Source organism: Methylobacterium cerastii (assembly GCF_022179125.1).
GTDB lineage: Bacteria > Pseudomonadota > Alphaproteobacteria > Rhizobiales > Beijerinckiaceae > Methylobacterium > Methylobacterium cerastii.
Window position 1 is genome coordinate 98,869 of the sequence record NZ_BPQG01000053.1, and the last position, 17,596, is coordinate 116,464.

General features: G+C 67.8%; 20 protein-coding genes. 18 read left to right on the forward strand and 2 right to left on the reverse strand.

The window, feature by feature from the left end; all coding sequences use genetic code 11:
* Nucleotides 1–19 precede the first annotated feature (19 nt).
* Nucleotides 20–1,528 (reverse strand): NAD(P)H-hydrate dehydratase, encoded by a 1,509-nt coding sequence (locus MFF13_RS17940; RefSeq protein ID WP_147764545.1) that lies wholly within the window; start codon nucleotides 1,526–1,528, stop codon nucleotides 20–22.
* 215 nt (nucleotides 1,529–1,743) lie between these two features.
* On the opposite strand from MFF13_RS17940, the gene MFF13_RS17945 reads away from it, so the two are divergent.
* Nucleotides 1,744–2,082, forward strand: a complete 339-nt coding sequence (locus tag MFF13_RS17945) for a P-II family nitrogen regulator (protein WP_147727910.1) — start codon at nucleotides 1,744–1,746, stop codon at nucleotides 2,080–2,082.
* A 21-nt stretch (nucleotides 2,083–2,103) separates the two neighbouring features.
* Complete coding sequence (locus MFF13_RS17950; protein ID WP_147751645.1) at nucleotides 2,104–3,042, forward strand: glutaminase; 939 nt, start codon at nucleotides 2,104–2,106, stop codon at nucleotides 3,040–3,042.
* 111 nt (nucleotides 3,043–3,153) lie between these two features.
* Here MFF13_RS17950 and MFF13_RS17955 read toward each other — a convergent pair whose 3' ends face one another.
* Nucleotides 3,154–4,173 carry a glutamine synthetase beta-grasp domain-containing protein gene (locus tag MFF13_RS17955; RefSeq protein ID WP_147764546.1) on the reverse strand — a complete coding sequence of 340 codons (1,020 nt, stop codon included), beginning with the start codon at nucleotides 4,171–4,173 and terminating at the stop codon, nucleotides 3,154–3,156.
* A gap of 367 nt (nucleotides 4,174–4,540) precedes the next feature.
* On the opposite strand from MFF13_RS17955, the gene glnA reads away from it, so the two are divergent.
* The 16 genes from glnA (at nucleotide 4,541) to rpmG (ending at nucleotide 17,506) form a co-directional block, all read left to right on the forward strand.
* Nucleotides 4,541–5,950 carry a type I glutamate--ammonia ligase gene (gene glnA / locus MFF13_RS17960; RefSeq protein ID WP_147751643.1) on the forward strand — a complete coding sequence of 470 codons (1,410 nt, stop codon included), beginning with the start codon at nucleotides 4,541–4,543 and terminating at the stop codon, nucleotides 5,948–5,950.
* Nucleotides 5,951–6,111: 161 nt separating this feature from the next.
* Complete coding sequence (locus tag MFF13_RS17965; RefSeq protein ID WP_238272641.1) at nucleotides 6,112–6,582, forward strand: RNase A-like domain-containing protein; 471 nt, start codon at nucleotides 6,112–6,114, stop codon at nucleotides 6,580–6,582.
* A gap of 184 nt (nucleotides 6,583–6,766) precedes the next feature.
* Nucleotides 6,767–7,039, forward strand: a complete 273-nt coding sequence (locus tag MFF13_RS17970; protein ID WP_147751642.1) for a hypothetical protein — start codon at nucleotides 6,767–6,769, stop codon at nucleotides 7,037–7,039.
* A 43-nt stretch (nucleotides 7,040–7,082) separates the two neighbouring features.
* Nucleotides 7,083–7,430, forward strand: coding sequence for a hypothetical protein (locus MFF13_RS17975; protein ID WP_238272642.1), 348 nt, complete (start codon nucleotides 7,083–7,085; stop codon nucleotides 7,428–7,430).
* 353 nt (nucleotides 7,431–7,783) lie between these two features.
* On the forward strand, nucleotides 7,784–9,715 hold the full coding sequence (locus tag MFF13_RS17980; protein ID WP_187278816.1) for a putative bifunctional diguanylate cyclase/phosphodiesterase: 1,932 nt from the start codon (nucleotides 7,784–7,786) through the stop codon (nucleotides 9,713–9,715).
* Between the two features lie 25 nt (nucleotides 9,716–9,740).
* The gene (locus MFF13_RS17985) at nucleotides 9,741–10,013 is read left to right on the forward strand and encodes a hypothetical protein (protein WP_147751639.1); all 273 of its coding nucleotides are present in this window, start codon (nucleotides 9,741–9,743) and stop codon (nucleotides 10,011–10,013) included.
* Nucleotides 10,014–10,095: 82 nt separating this feature from the next.
* The gene (locus MFF13_RS17990; RefSeq protein ID WP_238272643.1) at nucleotides 10,096–10,749 is read left to right on the forward strand and encodes an RNase A-like domain-containing protein; all 654 of its coding nucleotides are present in this window, start codon (nucleotides 10,096–10,098) and stop codon (nucleotides 10,747–10,749) included.
* 1 nt (nucleotide 10,750) lies between these two features.
* Nucleotides 10,751–11,029 carry a hypothetical protein gene (locus MFF13_RS17995; protein ID WP_238272644.1) on the forward strand — a complete coding sequence of 93 codons (279 nt, stop codon included), beginning with the start codon at nucleotides 10,751–10,753 and terminating at the stop codon, nucleotides 11,027–11,029.
* Nucleotides 11,030–11,527: 498 nt separating this feature from the next.
* Complete coding sequence (locus MFF13_RS18000; RefSeq protein ID WP_147764549.1) at nucleotides 11,528–11,806, forward strand: hypothetical protein; 279 nt, start codon at nucleotides 11,528–11,530, stop codon at nucleotides 11,804–11,806.
* A 67-nt stretch (nucleotides 11,807–11,873) separates the two neighbouring features.
* The gene (locus tag MFF13_RS18005) at nucleotides 11,874–12,509 is read left to right on the forward strand and encodes a VOC family protein (RefSeq protein WP_147764550.1); all 636 of its coding nucleotides are present in this window, start codon (nucleotides 11,874–11,876) and stop codon (nucleotides 12,507–12,509) included.
* Nucleotides 12,510–12,558: 49 nt separating this feature from the next.
* Nucleotides 12,559–13,137: an NADPH-dependent FMN reductase gene (locus MFF13_RS18010; protein ID WP_147764551.1), complete on the forward strand. Its 579-nt coding sequence runs from the start codon at nucleotides 12,559–12,561 to the stop codon at nucleotides 13,135–13,137.
* A gap of 64 nt (nucleotides 13,138–13,201) precedes the next feature.
* Nucleotides 13,202–13,540, forward strand: a complete 339-nt coding sequence (locus tag MFF13_RS18015) for a hypothetical protein (RefSeq protein WP_147764552.1) — start codon at nucleotides 13,202–13,204, stop codon at nucleotides 13,538–13,540.
* Nucleotides 13,541–13,696: 156 nt separating this feature from the next.
* On the forward strand, nucleotides 13,697–16,009 hold the full coding sequence (rnr, locus tag MFF13_RS18020) for a ribonuclease R (RefSeq protein ID WP_147764553.1): 2,313 nt from the start codon (nucleotides 13,697–13,699) through the stop codon (nucleotides 16,007–16,009).
* 27 nt (nucleotides 16,010–16,036) lie between these two features.
* Entirely contained in the window at nucleotides 16,037–16,498 is a 462-nt protein-coding gene (locus MFF13_RS18025) for a DUF983 domain-containing protein (protein WP_238272645.1), read from the forward strand.
* Entirely contained in the window at nucleotides 16,452–17,192 is a 741-nt protein-coding gene (locus tag MFF13_RS18030; protein ID WP_147764554.1) for an NUDIX hydrolase, read from the forward strand. Before MFF13_RS18025 ends, MFF13_RS18030 begins: the two co-directional genes overlap by 47 nt.
* A gap of 146 nt (nucleotides 17,193–17,338) precedes the next feature.
* Entirely contained in the window at nucleotides 17,339–17,506 is a 168-nt protein-coding gene (rpmG, locus tag MFF13_RS18035; protein ID WP_147726819.1) for a 50S ribosomal protein L33, read from the forward strand.
* Nucleotides 17,507–17,596: the final 90 nt, after the last annotated feature.

Sequence of the window (17,596 nt, forward strand, 5' to 3'; positions counted from 1 at the left end):
GGAGGGAAAGAGACCGTCGTCAGCCTCTGAGCCGTTCCAAAACATCCGCCAGCACCGCGGGCATCAGTTCCGGAATGTCCTCGGCGATCAGCCCGGGGCCGTGGCGCAGGCCGGCGTCGCCGTGGAGCCAGGCCGCGGCGCAGGCGGCCTCGAACGGTGGCATGCCCTGCGCCAGGAGGCCGGCGATCAGGCCGGCGAGCACGTCGCCGGAGCCCGCGGTGCCGAGCCAGGGCGTGGCATGCTCGTTGATCGCGGCGCGGCCGTCGGGGGCGGCCACCACCGTGTCGGGGCCCTTGAACACCACCACGGCGCCGGATTGCGCGGCGGCGCGGCGGGCCTGCTCCAGCTTGCCGACTTCGGCGACGGCGTCGGTGTCTGCGAACAGCTTGGCGAACTCGCCCGCATGCGGCGTCAACACCGCCTTCGCGTCGCCGTCGGCGATGTGGGCCGCGAGGAGGGCCGCCTGCTTGGAAAAGCTCGTCAGCGCGTCGGCGTCGAGCACGAGGCCGCGGCCGGCGGCGGCCGCCACCGCGACGAGGTCGCGGGTCGCCTCGCCGACGCCGAGGCCGGGACCGGCCAGGATCGCGTTGATGCGCTCGTCGGTGAGCAGGTCGTCGAGGTCGTCGGCGGAGTCGCAACCGCGCAGCATGATCGCGGTGAGGTGGGCGGCGTTCTCGGCCAGCGCCCGCTCCGGCGAGGCGACCGTGACGAGCCCGGCCCCGATCCGCAGCGCGCCGCGGGCGGCAAGGCGCGCCGCGCCGGTGCGGGTGGCAGGACCCGACAGCACGAGGGCGTGGCCGCGGGTGTACTTGTGGCTCGCCTCGGTGAGTCGTGGGAAGAACGCATTCCAGAGTGCAGGACCGTTGCGGAAGGCGGGCGAGTCCAGCGCGAGCCCGGCCGCGAACGCCGCCGGGCCGGTGCCGATGTCGGCGACGTGCACGCATCCGCAAAGGCCACGGCCGGGCTGTAGCAGGTGGCCGGGCTTCTCCGCGACGAAGGTCACGGTTTCGACGGCGGGAAGCGCGAAGCCCCGCACCATGCCGGTGTCGCCGTCGATCCCGCTCGGCACGTCGACCGCAAGCACCGGCCGCCCGGAATCCCGGACCCCTTCGAGGGCGAGGCGGGCGGGCCCGTCGAGGTCGCGCGACAGGCCGGCGCCGAACAGCGCGTCGATCACGAGGTCGGCCCGCGTCGGGTCAGCTTCGGCGAGGCCGAGCACCGCCCCGGCCCACTCCACGGCGGCGAGCGCCGCATCGCCGGACAGGGCCTCGCGCGGGCCGAGGAGGGCGAGGTCGACGCCGTACCCGGCTTCAGCGAGGAGGCGCGCGGCGACGAACCCGTCACCGCCGTTGTTGCCGGGTCCGCACAGGACGAGCACGCGTCCGCCCATGGGAAGGTGTGTGCGGGCGCGCTCGGCCACCGCGGCGCCGGCCGCACGCATCAGCGCGATGCCCGGGGTGCCGCCGGCGATGGCCGCCGCGTCCACGGCCGCCATCGCCGCGACCGTCATCAGCCGTGCCCCATCCATCGTATCGATCCCCAAAAGTTCGAACGTTTGCTGCCCGCGCGCCACCCAGACACTGCTCAAACAATCGGCCGCCAGTCGAAAAATGCACAAACGATTTGCAGTTCATGCAAGTCGAAGAGGCAGTTTCGACCGATGCCGGTTGAAAACGGCGTGGCGGCCGGACCGGGGGAGTGGTAGAAATTCAGCATCGTCAAGCGCAGGTTGGGCCGTCCGGCATGAAGAAGATCGAAGCGATCATCAAGCCCTTCAAGCTCGACGAGGTGAAGGAGGCCCTCCAGGAGGTCGGCCTCCAGGGCATCACCGTGATCGAGGCGAAGGGCTTCGGCCGCCAGAAGGGCCACACCGAGCTGTATCGCGGCGCGGAATACGTCGTCGACTTCCTGCCCAAGGTGAAGCTCGAGATCGTGCTCTCCGACGCGCTCGTGGAGGGTGCCGTCGAGGCGATCCGCAAGTCGGCCCAGACCGGCCGCATTGGCGACGGCAAGATCTTCGTCTCGACCATTGAGGAGGCGATCCGAATCCGCACCGGCGAGACCGGCCCGGACGCGATCTGACGGCGGCCCCGGCGAGCGAGCGTGAGCCTCGCCCCGCACCTGCGCAGCGTGGTCGAGGAGATCGCCTACGAGATGCGGCAGCGCTCTGACCGGGGCACGGTCGCGCGCTACATCCCCGAGCTCGCCCGCGTCGACCCGCAGGGCTTCGGCCTGGTGGTGATCGATGCCGACGGCACCATCGCGGCGGCCGGCGACAGCGAGACGCCGTTCTCGATCCAGAGCGTGTCGAAGGTCTTCACCCTGACGCTGGCGCTCGGCATGGTCGGCGACGCCCTGTGGAAGCGGGTCGGGCGCGAGCCATCCGGCAGCCCGTTCAACTCCATCGTCCAGCTCGAACGCGAGCAGGGTGTGCCCCGCAACCCCTTCATCAACGCCGGCGCCATCGCGGTGACCGACGTGATCCTCTCCGGCCACCAGCCGCGCGAAGCCCTGGGCGAAATCCTGCGCTTCATGCAGGCGCTTGCCAACGACCCGACCATCGCCATCGACGAGGCGGTGGCGGCCTCCGAGAAGCGCACCGGCTTCCGAAACGTGGCGCTCGCCAACTACATGAAGTCGTTCGGCGTGGTCGAGAACCCGGTCGACTACACCCTCGGCGTCTACTTCCATCACTGCGCGATCAGCATGTCGTGCCGGCAGCTCGCCACCGCCGGGCGGTTCCTCGCCCATTCCGGGCGGAACCCCGCCACCGGCCTGTCCGTGATCCCACCGGAGCGCGCCCGCCGCATCAACGCGGTGATGCTGACCTGCGGCCACTACGATGGCTCGGGCGAGTTCGCCTACCGGGTCGGCCTGCCGGGCAAGAGCGGCGTCGGCGGCGGCATCCTGGCGATCGCCCCGGGGCGCGCCTCGATCGCGGTCTGGTCGCCGGGCCTCGATGAATCCGGCAACTCCCATCTCGGCCGCATCGCCCTGGAGAGCCTGACCAAGCGCATGGGCTGGTCGATCTTCGGAGCCTGATCCCCTTCCTTCCCCCCCTTTGAGGGAGAGGGTGGGAAGGACAAGAAACAAAAAAACGGCGCGGACCCGAAGGTCCGCGCCGCTGACGATCCGAAATCCTCGCGATGCCGATCAGGTGGTCGGAACCGACTCGACCGTCTTCAGGATCTGCGAGGCGATCTGGTAGGGGTCCCCCTGGCTGTTGGGGCGGCGGTCTTCCAGGTAACCCTTGTAGTCGTTGTTCACGAAGGAGTGCGGCACGCGGATCGAGGCGCCGCGGTCGGCCACGCCGTAGGAGAACTTGTTCCAGGGCGCCGTCTCATGCTTGCCGGTGAGGCGCAGGTGGTTGTCGGGACCGTAGACCGCGATGTGATCCTCGATCGCGCCGCCGAACGCCGCCATCAGCTTCTCGAAGTAGTCCTTGCCGCCGGTCTCCCGGAGGTAGGTGGTCGAGAAGTTGGCGTGCATGCCCGAGCCGTTCCAGTCGGTGTCGCCGAGCGGCTTGCAATGGTACTCGACGTCGATGCCGTAGGTCTCGCACAGGCGCTCGAGCAGGTAGCGGGCGACCCACATCTCGTCGGCGGCCTTCTTCGAGCCCTTCCCGAAAATCTGGAACTCCCACTGGCCCTTGGCCACCTCGGCGTTGATGCCCTCGTGGTTGATGCCGGCATCGAGGCAGAGGTCGAGATGCTCGTCGACGATCTTGCGCGCGACGTCGCCGACCGCCGAATAGCCGGCGCCGCAATAGTACGGGCCCTGGGGCGCCGGGTAGCCGGCGGCGGGGAAGCCGAGCGGGCGGCCGTCCTTGTAGAAGAAGTATTCCTGCTCGAAGCCGAACCAGGCGCCCGGGTCGTCGTGGATGGTGGCGCGCTTGTTCGACGGGTGCGGGGTCTTGCCGTCCGGCATCATCACTTCGCACATCACCAGCACGCCGTTCTTGCGCGTGGAATCGGGGAAGTGGCGCACGGGCTTGAGCATGCAGTCGGACGAGCCGCCCTCAGCCTGCATGGTCGACGAGCCATCGAAGCCCCAGAGCGGAAGCTGCTCGAGGGTCGGGAAGCCGTCGAAGTCCTTGACCTGGGTCTTGCCGCGAAGGTTCGGGACCGGCGTGTACCCGTCGAGCCACAAATACTCGAGTTTGTATTTCGTCATTCCGAGTCTCTCGTCCGTTTAACGATGCGAAGTCCGGGGAAACGCAGCCGCTCCGTGGCCTCCGACGACCGAGACCCCGCTAGCAGGGACCGTGCCAGCGAAATGCCACTTCACCGCCGGTTCCCGCTCACGCGCTACCCTGGCGATCAACTCCGTGTGAACATCCCTTTCCAGGGGAACCGAACCGCTCGGTCCGATGACGCACGAGGCGCTGATGGCGCCCAGTCGACCAGGAACGCGCAGGCCGGCGCGCGGAGAAGATTTCCGGTCGCTTCGGTTGGCACGGGCGCGTCCCGGGCTGTATGCAGCGCACGTCCGGCGCGCGGCTCAAGTGCGGCGGCCCACGAATCTGAGGAGGACGCCCAAGATGACGACAGCGGCCGAGGTGCTGAAGACCATCCGGGACAACGACGTGAAGTACGTGGACTTCCGGTTCACGGACCCGCGCGGCAAGTGGCAGCACGTCACCTTCGACGTCAGCCTGATCGACGACGAGATCTTCGAGGAAGGCACGATGTTCGACGGCTCGTCGATCGCCGGCTGGAAGGCGATCAACGAGTCCGACATGCTGCTGATGCCGGACCCCTCGACCGCCACGATGGACCCGTTCTTCTCGGCGGCGACCATGGTCATCGTCTGCGACGTGCTCGAGCCCTCGACCGGCGCGCCCTACGCCCGCGACCCGCGCGGCACCGCCAAGCTCGCCGAGGCCTACCTCAAGTCCACCGGCATCGGCGACACGATCTACGTCGGCCCCGAAGCCGAGTTCTTCGTGTTCGACGACGTGAAGTTCGGCGCCGACCCGTACCACACCGGCTTCCAGCTCGATTCGACCGAGTTGCCGACCAACGGTTTCACCGACTACGAGGGCGGCAACCTCGGCCACCGCGTCGCCACCAAGGGCGGCTACTTCCCGGTGCCGCCGCAGGATTCGGCCCAGGACATGCGCGGCGAGATGCTGGCTGCGATGCAGGGCATGGGCGTGAAGGTGGAGAAGCACCACCACGAGGTGGCGAGCGCCCAGCACGAGCTCGGCATGAAGTTCGATACGCTGACGTTGTTGGCCGACCACATGCAGATCTACAAGTACTGCATCCACAACGTGGCGCAGAGCTTCGGCAAGACCGCGACGTTCATGCCAAAACCCGTCTTCGGCGACAACGGCTCGGGCATGCACGTGCACCAGTCGATCTGGAAGGACGGCAAGCCGGTCTTCGCCGGCGACAAGTACGCGGGCCTCAGCCAGGAATGCCTCTGGTACATCGGCGGCATCATCAAGCACGCGAAGGCCTTGAACGCCTTCACCAACCCGTCCACCAACTCCTACAAGCGTCTGGTGCCGGGCTACGAGGCCCCCGTGCTGCTCGCCTACTCGGCGCGCAACCGCTCGGCCTCCTGCCGCATCCCGTGGACGAAGAGCCCGAAGGCCAAGCGCGTCGAGGTCCGCTTCCCCGACCCGATGGCCAACCCCTACCTCGCCTTCTCGGCGCTGCTGATGGCGGGGCTCGACGGCATCCTCAACAAGATCGATCCGGGCGCGGCGATGGACAAGGACCTCTACGACCTGCCGCCGCGCGAGCTGAAGAAGATCCCCACCGTCTGCGGCTCCTTGCGCGAGGCGCTGCAGAACCTCGACCGCGACCGCGCCTTCCTCAAGGCCGGCGACGTCTTCACCGACGACCAGATCGATTCGTTCATCGCGCTGAAGATGGAGGAGGTCATGCGCTACGAGATGACCCCGCACCCGGTCGAGTTCACGATGTACTACTCGCTCTGAGGCCGGGGCGGGCGCGACGCCCGCTCCCCCGACGACCCACCACCCAGCGCCGGAGCCTCGCCGAGGTTCCGGCGCTTCGCGTTTGAAGGCCGCGATGACACCCTTGTTTTACGGATAAAATTCCTTTATAGGACTGTAGGCAGATCCGAGGGGTGCATTCCATGGCGTCAGGCGCGACGGGCCTTTTGCGGGCGAGGTGGCTGATCGCCTCGTACCGCGTGGAGGTCGCCTTCCTGCGGTTGCGTCTGTCGCTGCGTGCGTATCACGCCGACCAACCCCGCGTGCCGGCCGGGAACCCGAACGGCGGCCAATGGACGGATGGCGATGCCGGCAACGGGCATGGTTCCGACGACGATGCGCGGATCGTCCATGTCTCGGATGATGCCGACCGCCGGTACACGGTCGTGCTCTCCGAAGAAGAGGCGCGCGGCGGACATACGCTTCGCGAGCATGTCGGCAAGACGGATGCGGAGATGATGGGTCGCGTCCTGGCCAGCAGAAGGACGTTCCCGGTCGTCGACTATGGCATGCGCCGAGATGGCTCGTTCGAATCCGTGGAGTCTGCGAACGATTACGTCAATCGGACCCTGGAACAGAATGCTGCGGAGGTCGATGATGTCGCATCCGGTTAAAAGAGCCGTGCATTCCTGACCTCTCGCTTCGGATACAGAACCGGGCGGGAAGCCTACACGGCGGGGCAAATCGAGCCGTATCTGCGCACGACCTACGGTGTCGGAATGTATATCGTCCACGATCCGGGCAGTTCCCGTGGGTATCGCATCCATACCGCCTATCCACGCAATGACGGAGATTGACATGCAGGCGTCCCCGGAATTCCTCACCTTTGCCCGTTGGTACATCCAGGACATCGATCGCATCGCGCCGACGCTCGACGAGATGTACGATTTCGGTCTCAGAGATTTTCGTGGTGAGGAGCGCGTCCGGTTGCGGCAGTTCCTCGACCGCGCCCTCCGCGAGGCGTCGGACGCGTCGCTGGAGCGGCTGTGGAAGGAGACGGACGCCGACATCTACTTCTTCACCGCGCAGGGCCTGCGCGCGTTCCTGGCCGGCGCACGCGACCGGATCTGACGGATCGGGGGCGGACGCCGCAAACGGTAAGGGGGGAGACGCCATGGCGAAACCGCGCCTCGAACCGACGCCCGAATTCTACCAGTTCGGCCTGGGTTTCCACCAGGACCTCGACGTGAGGGGTAAGACGGAGGACGAGATCTGGGCCATCGTGCTCGATCCGTTCACCGGCCAGGACCGGATCCGCCTGCGCGAGTTCCTCGACAGGATCACGCGCGACGACGTCTCCGACGCCGAACTGCTGCGCCTGTGGAACGCGACGCCGACCGATGACTGGTTTTCCGATGGCGGCCTGCGCATCATCCTGAAGCAGGCGCGCAACCGGCTGCTTCAGCCGCGGAGCCGGCCGTCCTGGCGCGGGCACGACCGGTCCGGTCGGCGCAGAGGCTGACCGGGCGACGACGCCGCGCCGACGGGACGGTCGCACGCGCCACGCATCCGACGCGAAGGCGGGGCGGCTGTTGACGCAGGCGGATGCCGACATCGACCTCCCCATCGCGCAGGATCGGTTTTCGCCGACCGAGGCTTCCGTCGCCGATCGCAGTTCGCGTGCATTCCGGGCCGGCGCCGGCGGCCGACTCTGAACGTCGCCACCGATGATGGTATTTTTAACCCACGATTGCTTTTCAACCCGACGGTTCAACCGACCAACGGACGAGTCCCTTGGCTGATTATCCAATCTTTAGCATTTGTTGATGTCTATCTCCGTTGCAGATGCAACAGAACCGAGCCACGGCGCTGGCGATGACAGTCTCAAACAGCGTGCGCCGGCTCTTCAGGGTCCCCGACGACGAGCCGAACGTGCTCGTCGCGCAGGCGCGGGCCCTGTCGCGCCAGGTGCCGATCCTGCATACGATCCTGAGCCTGGACGCCATGGGGGTGGCCTACACCCATTACGGCGTGGCGCCGGACGGGCTGACGATCCTGCCGCTGGCGGTCCTGCTGTCGGTCTGCGCCGGCCGCGTCCTGATCTGGAGCCGCACGAACCATCACGCCATCGGCCCCGAGGAGGCGTTGCGCCGTCTCAGGGGCACCAACCGGCTCGCGGCGATCCTCGGCTCCGGGTTTGCGATCTGGGCCATCCTGCTGACCCGGTACGGCGACGCCGCCACCAACCTGCACGTGCTGTACTTCCTCAGCATCACGATGATCGCGTGCATCTCCTGCCTGACGCACCTGCGCACGGCGACGCTGATCGTCTCGGCGCTCGCGGTGCCGGCTTCGGCGTACTTCCTGGTGATCGGCGCGCCCGTGGTCCGGGCGGCCGCGCTCAACTACGTCGGCGTCGTCGTGGTGTTGCTGTTCATGCAGTCGGTCTACTACCGCGACTTCCGCCGCCTCACCCGGCTGACCGGGGAGAACCACGCGCTCGCCCACACCGACCCGCTGACCGGCCTGCCGAACCGGCGCTCCTTCTTCGCCGAGCTCGAGCAGGCCATCGCGGCCGCCGGCACGGCGGAGACGCGCTTCGCGATCGGCCTGATCGACCTCGACGGGTTCAAGCCGGTCAACGACACCCTCGGCCACCTAGCCGGCGACGCGGTGCTGTGCGAGGTCGGCCGCCGGCTCCAGGACGCCGTCGGCGCGGCGGGCGTGGTGGCGCGCCTCGGCGGCGACGAGTTCGGCCTGATCCTGCACGGCTGGCCGGACCTCGACACCCTCGGCCGGACCCTGTGCACGATCCTGAAGCAGCCCTATGCCCTGCGCGACACCACCGCGCGGATCGGCGCCTCGATCGGCTTCGCGTGCTTCCCCGAAACCGCGCGGACCGCGGAGATGCTCGTCGAGCGGGCCGACCACACGCTCTACCATGCCAAGACCCACGCGCCGGGCACCGCGGCCTGCTTCGCGTTCGAGCACGAGAACCGGATGCACCGGCAGGCTCAGGTCGAGCAGGCGCTGCGCCGGGCCGACCTCGCGGCCGAGTTCCACCTGCTGTTCCAGCCGATCGTCGACGTCGTCGCCGGGCGGGTCCAGGCCTACGAGGCGCTGGCGCGCTGGAACAGCCCGACCCTCGGCTCGGTGTCGCCGGTCGACTTCATCGTGGTGGCCGAGCGCACCGGGCTGATCCACGACCTCAGCCTGGCGCTGCTCCGCAAGGCGCTTGCGGCGATGGCGTCCTGGCCCGAGCACGTGGCCCTGTCCTTCAACCTCTCGGCCTACGACCTCGCCGCCGCCGAGGGCATCGCGACGATCACCGCCCTGATCGCGGAAAGCGGCATCGTGCCCGAGCGCATCGTGTTCGAGGTCACCGAGACCGGCCTGATGCGCGACCTCGTCGACGCCGGCCGCTCGCTCGGCGCCCTGCGGGCGCTCGGCGTCGGCATCGCGCTCGACGATTTCGGCACCGGCTATTCCAGCCTCGGCTACGTCCACCGCCTGCCGATCAGCGAATTGAAGATCGACCGCAGCTTCGTCACCGACATCTGCAGCGACGCCGCCTCGCGCAACATCATCCACTCGATCCTCGACCTCGCGCGCAACCTCCGCCTGCTCTGCGTGGTCGAGGGCGTCGAGACCGAGGCGCAGATGCTCCATCTGCGCGCCGCCGGCTGCCGCTACATGCAGGGCTACCTGTTCCAGAAGCCGATGCCGGCGGCCGCGATCGCCGCGTTCGAGGCCGGCTTTGCGCTGCCGCAGCCGCAAGGCGAAGACCGGATCGCCGCAGCCGCCTGAGCGCCGCCGGGCCCGAGGAGGGGCCGTGCTCGCGTTCGACCACAGGGCGATCGTCGCGCCGATCCTCGCGGAGGGCGTCGCCCCTGTCCGCGCCCTCCTCGAAGCCGGAGGCGTCTTGATGGACGACCGGATCGATTCGGTCATCGCGTCGACGACGGCCGAGGTGCTGCGCGACGGGATGCCCCCGCACCCGGTCGCGTTCGGGCACGACGAATCGCCGGGACGTGGGCGGGGCCGGGCACGGCGCCCGGCCGCGCGTGGTGGGAAGCGAAGGGAAACGCTTGTCGCCCGGGCTTGACTGCGCCACGAACAAATCAAGAACATTCCTGACATATTAAGACTATTAGCCTATTACGCCCCGTCCACGAGCGGAGTGATCCATGGTCGCGCATGAGATCGTCGTCACGCGGTCGCGGTGGCTTTTGGCGGCTTTGCGCGTCGAGGCGAAGCTGCTTCGGCTCGGCCTCGTTCTTCACGCCTACAACCCGGGCCAATTGCGGGTGCCGGCCGGCCGACCGGACGGTGGCCGGTGGACGCGTGAGGACGGCGCCGAAGGCTTTACGACGGGTGACGATGCACGTCTCATCCTCGTCGGCAGCGAAGATGATCAACGGTACAAAGGCGATCTCAGAGCGGAGGAGGGGCGCGGCGGCCACACGCTTGGCAGGCATATCGGCAAGTCCGATGACGAATTGTTCGAGCGCGTGCGAAAATCTCAGTGGCGCTCATTGCTCGCAAACGGAGGGATGAGGCGAGACGGGAGCTTCGAGTCGATCGAATCCGCAAATAATTTTGTCAATCAAACAATAGAATCAAATAAGGAAGCCGTCGATCGCGTCGCTTCCGGTATCGACGATCGCAAGTTCATAGAAAAATCATTCGATCGCAACACTGGGAGAGAGGCCTATAGCACAAACGAGGGCGTCGTTTATATGCGCGACACGCGTAGCGTCGGCGTTGAGTTGAGACATGACCCTACTTCCCCTCGCGGATTTCGTATCCGGACAGCATACCTTTTAACAGAAGGTGATTGAAATGAAATTATCTGCGGAATTTCGTGAGCTTATCCTGCAATTCTATCAGGATATTCTTGATGACGTATCGAGCCAAGAGGAATTAATCAGTACTGTTTTATCGCCCTTGAAAGATGAGGCAAAACGCGCAAGGCTGAGAGATTATCTCAGTCTGGTTACCTCAGATAATTTTTCAAATGATGAACTAAAGAATTTATGGTGGTCTTCGTCCGCCGATATTGTATTTTACGACGGTGCCGAGCTGAGAATTTTTCTCAAACGGGTGCGGGATAGGCTGTAACCCCTACTTTGGAACCCGCCAGAGCGGTCGGGAGTCAGCGAACGCTGAGGCTTATAGCAACAGATGAGGCTCTGTTTATGTCAGGCATAATTGAAGCTCTGGTTTTTATATAATTCACACCCCAAATTCGGCGCGTGGATTCCGCGTCCGAACATCACATTCACGAAGTGATGGAGATTGACATACAACAACCCCCTGAATTTAAAAAATTCTCACTTCAGTTTTACTCTGGCATATTAGATGATGTTGAAACGGAAGAAGAATTAATTGACTCGGTCTTGTCCCCATTTTCAGACACGCAACAACGCGCATGCTTGCGTTCGTATCTCGATGCGATCACGCAGGATCATGTCGACGACAAGGAGCTACAGAAAATCTGGTGGTCGTCTTCCGCAGACACTGTGTTTCATGATAGCGCAGGGCTACGCGAGTTACTGAGAAGAGCGCGCGATCGGCTCTGATTTTGGCTCAGCTTTTATCATATGCAAGCCGCTCGAAATGAAATTCCCATTAGAATTCCTTGAATTCAGCCTACAGTTCTATCAATATCTTCTTGATGACGTATCGAGCGAAGATGAACTGATCAGAACCGTCTTATCGCCCTTCAAAGACAAGGAAAAACGCGCAAGACTGAAGGAGCAGCTCGAATTTTTTATCGGGAATGAATTTTCAGATGAAGAACTGAGAAAACTATGGTGGTCTTCGTCCGCCGATTTTGTGTTTTATGACGGCGCCGAGCTGAGAGCTTTCCTCAAACGGGTGCGGGACAGACTGTGACGCCCGGCTCGGGAACCGACAGGGCCGTTCGGAACCAGCGAACGCCGTTGGTGATAGGGATCGATCCATGCTCACCCTCGACCACCTTGCCATCGTCGCACCGGATCTCGCCGCGGGCGTGGCGTATGTTCGCGACGGCCTCGGGATCGACATGCCGGAGGGCGGGCGCCACCGCGAGATGGGCACCCGAAACCACCTCCTGCGGCTCGGCGAGGCCCTGTTCCTGGAAGTGATCGCCATCGATCCCGAGGCGGCGGCCCCGCCCCACGCCCGCTGGTTCGGCCTGAGCGACCCGGGGCGGGTGCGAGCGGACTGGGAGTCCGGCCGGCGGCTGCGCGGCTTCGTCGCCCGCACGGACGATCTCGATCGCCTGCTCGGCGCCCACGGCGAACGGTTCGGGAAGGCCGCCAGGATGACCCGTTGCGCCCTGACCTGGCGCTTCGCCGTCCGCCCCGACGGCGCCTGGCCCGAGGACGGCGCCCTGCCCTGCCCGATGACGTGGGGCGACGGGCCGCACCCGGCCGCCGCGATGCCCGACCTCGGCTGCCGGCTCGCCGGCCTGACGCTCACGCACCCCGACCCCGACCGGATCGCCGCGCTGTACCGGACGCTCGACCTCGCGGACGCGCCGGCGGTCCGGGCCGGGGCCTTCGGCTACCGCGCCGAGATCGCGACGCCCGGCGGCCTGCGCGTGCTATCCTGAGGCTTCGGCGGCGGCTGCTAGCCGGCGCATCCAGCAGGAGACCGTCCCGATGGCCCTCGTCTGCCCCGTGATCCTCGGCTCGGTCCGCTCCGACCGGCAGGGCCTTCGCGTCGCGCGCTTCCTGATCGTGCAGCTGGAGGCGCGCGGCTGGGAGGCGCCACTGGTCGACCCCGCCGCGCTGCAGCTGCCGCTGCTCGACCGGATGTACAAGGAGCACCCGAAGGGCGAGGCGCCGCCGAAGCTCGAGGCGCTGGCGGAGCTCTACCGCCGTGCCGACGCCTTCGTGGTGGTCTCGGCCGAGTACAACCATTCGGTGCCGCCGGCCCTGTCGAACACCCTCGACCACTTCCTGGAGGAGTATTTCTGGCGGCCCTCGGCGATCTGCTGCTACTCGGCCGGGCAGTACGGCGGCGTCCGCGCGGCGATGCAGCTCCGGGCGATGCTGGCCGAGCTCGGCATGCCGAGCATCCCCTCGCTGCTGCCGGTGCCGCGGGTCGGCAAGGCGCTCGACGAGGCCGGCACGGCCGCCGAGCCCTGGCTCCCCAAGGCCGCGGGCCGGTTCCTCGACGAGCTGACCTGGTACGCCGAGGCGCTGAAGGCCCAGCGGCAGAAGGGCACGCCGTACTGAGCCCCGGCTGGCACCGCGATTGCCATGGCTCCAGCCGAGTGGCGGTCGCGAGGTGGGCAAAGGCATGAACGAGAGCGTGGAGCGGGTCCGGGACGCCCTGGCCGAGCTGATCAAGGCGGCGCTGATCTCCGACGACCGCACGAGCCTCGCCTGCCGCGACGCGGCGCGGGCCAAGCTCGCGGCGCTGGCGGCCGACCCGCCCGACGCCGCCTCGGTGCGCGTGGACGGCGCCTGGACGCTGGCGATCCAGGCGGCCGAGGCGCCGGAGTTCCGCGACGCCGAGGGCCAGGTCAACCTGACCCTGCCGCGCGCCGCGCCGTTCGCCCTCGACGACCTCACCGCCCCCGGCTTCGACGTGGATTCCGCCGTCGAGACGATCCGCAAGTCGGCCTCGACCGGCTGAGGGCCGGCGTCGGCGGCCGACGCCTGTTGAGGGCGGGCCGCGCCGATGTTGCTCCGGATCGGGCGCAGCACCATGTTGGGGATGACAAGCGCGGTCCTCGATCGCGATCCCCGAACAGAACCGTCGCCGCGCGCGGCGCGAGCGAGCCCAAAGCCTTTGGCCAGACGCATCGACACCCAGGCGGGTGAACCCTCCCTGCCCTCGCGCGAGCAGATCGTCGCGTTCATCGCGCAGGCGACGGACACGGTCGGCAAACGCGAGATCGCGCAGGCCTTCGGCATCAAGGGCGCCGACAAGATCGGGCTGAAGCGCATCCTCAAGGAGATCGAGGAGGACGGCGACATCGCCCGCGGGCGCGGCGGCCTGTCGAAGGCCGGGCGCCTGCCGCCGGTGGTGCTGGCCGACATCCGCTCGCGCGACCGCAACGGCGACTTCCTGGCCTTCCCCGCCGAGTGGGATGCGGGCAAGGGCAAGCCGCCGACCATCGTGCTCCACGCCCCGCGCGGCGGCCGCAAGCCGAGGGGGCTGACCGCCGGCATCGGCGACCGCGCCCTGCTGAAGGTCGAGCCGGACGGCGCCGACGGGCGCTACACCGGCCGCGTCGTCAAGGTGATCGGCAAGAACAAGGCCGAGATCATCGGCGTGTTCCGCGAGGGCGCCCAGGGCGGCCGCATCGTGCCCGTGGAGAAGCGCGCGCAGGGGCGCGAGATCCTGATCCCGCCCGGCGAGGAGGGCGAGGCCCGCGAGGGCGACCTCGTCAGCGTGACGCTGGAGCGCGAGACCCGCTTCGGCCTCCCGCGCGGCCGGGTGCGCGAGCGCCTCGGCTCGCTGGGCTCCGAGAAGGCGGTGAGCCTGATCGCGCTGCACCTCCACCACATCCCGCACGTGTTCGCGGAGGCGACGCTGGCGGAAGCGGATGCGGCCAAGCCCGCCACGATGAAGGGCCGCGAGGATTGGCGCGACCGGCCGCTGCTGACCATCGACCCGCCGGACGCCAAGGACCACGACGACGCCGTGATGGCGGAGGCCGACGACGACGCGGGCAACCCCGGCGGCTTCGTCGTCACGGTGGCGATCGCGGATGTGGCGGCCTACGTCCGCCCCGGCACCAGCCTCGACCGCGAGGCGCTGGAGCGCGGCAACTCGGTCTACTTCCCCGATCGCGTCGTGCCGATGCTCCCTGAGCGCATCTCCAACGACCTGTGCAGCTTGCGCGAGGGCGAGGACCGCCCGGCGCTCGCGGTGCGGATGGTGGTCGCCGCCGACGGGACCAAGCGGAAGCACAGTTTCCACCGGGTGATGATGCGCTCGCGCGCAAAGCTTTCCTACGCGCAGGCGCAGGCAGCGATCGACGGGCACGGCGACGACGCGGCCAACGCGCTGCTCGATGGGGCGCTCCGCCCGCTCTGGGCCGCCTACGCCGCGTTGAAGGAAGCGCGCGACAGGCGCGGGCCGCTGGCCCTCGACCTGCCGGAGCGCAAGGTGCTGCTCACCGCCGACGGGGCGGTCGACCGGGTGATCGTGCCGGAGCGCCTCGACGCGCATCGCCTCATCGAAGAATTCATGATCCAGGCCAACGTCGCGGCGGCTGAGACCCTGGAGTCGGCACGTCAGGTGCTGATCTACCGGGTGCACGACGAGCCGGCGATCGAGAAGATGCGGGCTCTGGGCGAAGTGCTCGCCTCCGTCGGCGTCAAGCTGCCGAAGGAGGGCGCGCTGCGCCCGGCGTTGTTCAACCGCATCCTGGGGGCGGTGGCCGAGACCGAGCACGCGCTGTTCATCAACGAGGTGGTGCTGCGCAGCCAGGCCCAGGCCGTCTACGCGTCCGAGAACCTCGGGCATTTCGGGCTGAACCTGCGCCGCTACGCCCACTTCACCTCGCCGATCCGGCGTTACGCCGACCTCGTCGTCCACCGGGCGCTGATCACGGCGGGGCGCATGGGCTCGGACGGGCTCTCGCCGGACGTGACGGCGGCCGACCTCGCACAGGTCGGCGAGCAGATCTCGGCGGCCGAGCGCCGCGCCATGGCGGCCGAGCGCGAGACCATCGACCGGCTGATCGCCCACCACCTCGCCGACCGGGTCGGCGCGAGCTTCCACGGCCAGATCGCCGGCGTGACGCGGGCCGGCCTGTTCATCAAGCTGGCCGACACCGGCGCCGACGGCTTCGTGCCGATATCGACGCTGGGCGCCGACTACTTCCGCCACGAGGAAGGCCGCCACGCCCTGGTCGGCGAGCGCACCGGCGAGACCTTCCGGCTGGGCGACAAGGTCGAGGTGAGGCTGGTGGAGGCCGCCCCGGTCGCCGGCGCGCTGCGGTTCGAGCTGTTGTCGGACGGGCGCACGCGGGCGGGCACCAAGTCCGCCGGCACCAAGGCGCCCGGCGGCCGCGCCTTCAAGGCCGCCCCGAGCGGTCGCCCCGCCGGCATCCGCAACACGGGTACGCGTCACCGCGGCTCGCGCCGGTGACACGGCCGGGTGTATGGTGACGGCATGATGAGCGAGCCCTCCACCCGCACCGGCCTGGTCCGTTCGATGGCGCGGGGCTTCGTCGGCCGCTGCCCGCATTGTGGCGAAGGCCGGATCTTCGGGCGCTACCTCAAGGTCCGGCCCGAATGCGACGCCTGCGGGCTCGAGATGCACCACCACCGCGCCGACGACCTGCCGCCCTATCTGGTGATCTTCGTGGTCGCCCACGTGATCGGCTACCTGATCCTCGAATCGGAGCTGAACTACGACGTGCCGCTCTGGGTCTCGCTCAGCGTCTGGCCGGTGGTGACGCTGGCGATGGCGCTCGGGTTGCTCCAGCCGGTGAAGGGCGCGGTGGTCGGGCTGCAATACGCCCTTGGCATGCACGGCTTCGCCACGCTACCGGGAGCCAAGCCCGAAGCGGGGCTGGAGGACGCGCACCTTGACCGACCCGGCCTCGACGGCGCGTCCCCCCTCTTCCGGCCCTAAGCCGAAACCATCCGCGGCGTTGCGCCCGCGCGACGCCGCCACGCTGATCGTGCTGGATCGCCGCGCGCGCGCGGCGAAGGTGCTGATGGGCCGCCGCAACGCCGGCCTCGCCTTCATGCCGGGCAAGTTCGTGTTTCCCGGCGGCCGGATCGAGCCGGGCGACAAGCGCATGCCGGTGGCCGGCGCCCTGCCGGACTACGCCGAGGCCGCCCTGACCCGTCAGGTGACGCGCCCCCCCCACCATCTCGGCCGCGCGCTCGCGCTCGCCGCCATCCGCGAGACCTTCGAGGAGACCGGCCTGCTCGTCGGCACCCGCGAATACGGCCCGCCCGAGGACGTGCCCGCCGGCTGGGAGGCCTTCGCGACACATGGCGTGCTGCCGGACCTCGAGGCCCTGCACTTCGTCGCCCGGGCGATCACCCCGCCCAAGCGCGTGCGCCGCTTCGACACCCGCTTCTTCACGGTCGACCGCCGCGCGGTGGCCGCCGAGGAGCCGGGCCGGGTCTCGGACACTTCCGAATTCACGGAGCTCGCCTGGTTCACCTTCGCGGCTGCGCGAAAACTCGACCTGCCGACCATCACCGGCATGATCCTCGACGAGCTGGAGGCGCAGGTCGCGGTCGACTTCGCGCCCTATCGCCAAATCCCGTTCCACGCCGAACGCCACGGACGGCGCGAGCGCACGGTGCTGTAGAGCTCAAGGCTGCGGGGCGCCCAAGCGGATCCCCACCTTGACGCGTCCGGCCCGATCGGGCATGCACCCGCCGGTATTCGGCCGGCCACGCCCGGCCCTTTTGCGTTTCGCGCATGCGGAATGCCGCAAGCACCAGGAGCGCCGCCATGGCCAAGGCCGTCACCGTCAAGATCAAGCTCGTCTCCACCGCCGACACGGGCTACTTCTACGTCACCAAGAAGAACTCCCGCACGCAGACCGAGAAGCTGACGCAGCGCAAGTACGACCCGGTCGTGCGCAAGCACGTCGACTTCAAGGAGTCGAAGATCAAGTAAGCCCTTCGGTCCGGCATCCCGGATCGGACCGCGAGGCCGCCCCCGACCGGGGCGGCCTTTTTCGTTTTTAGACCCCGTTTCATAACGCTC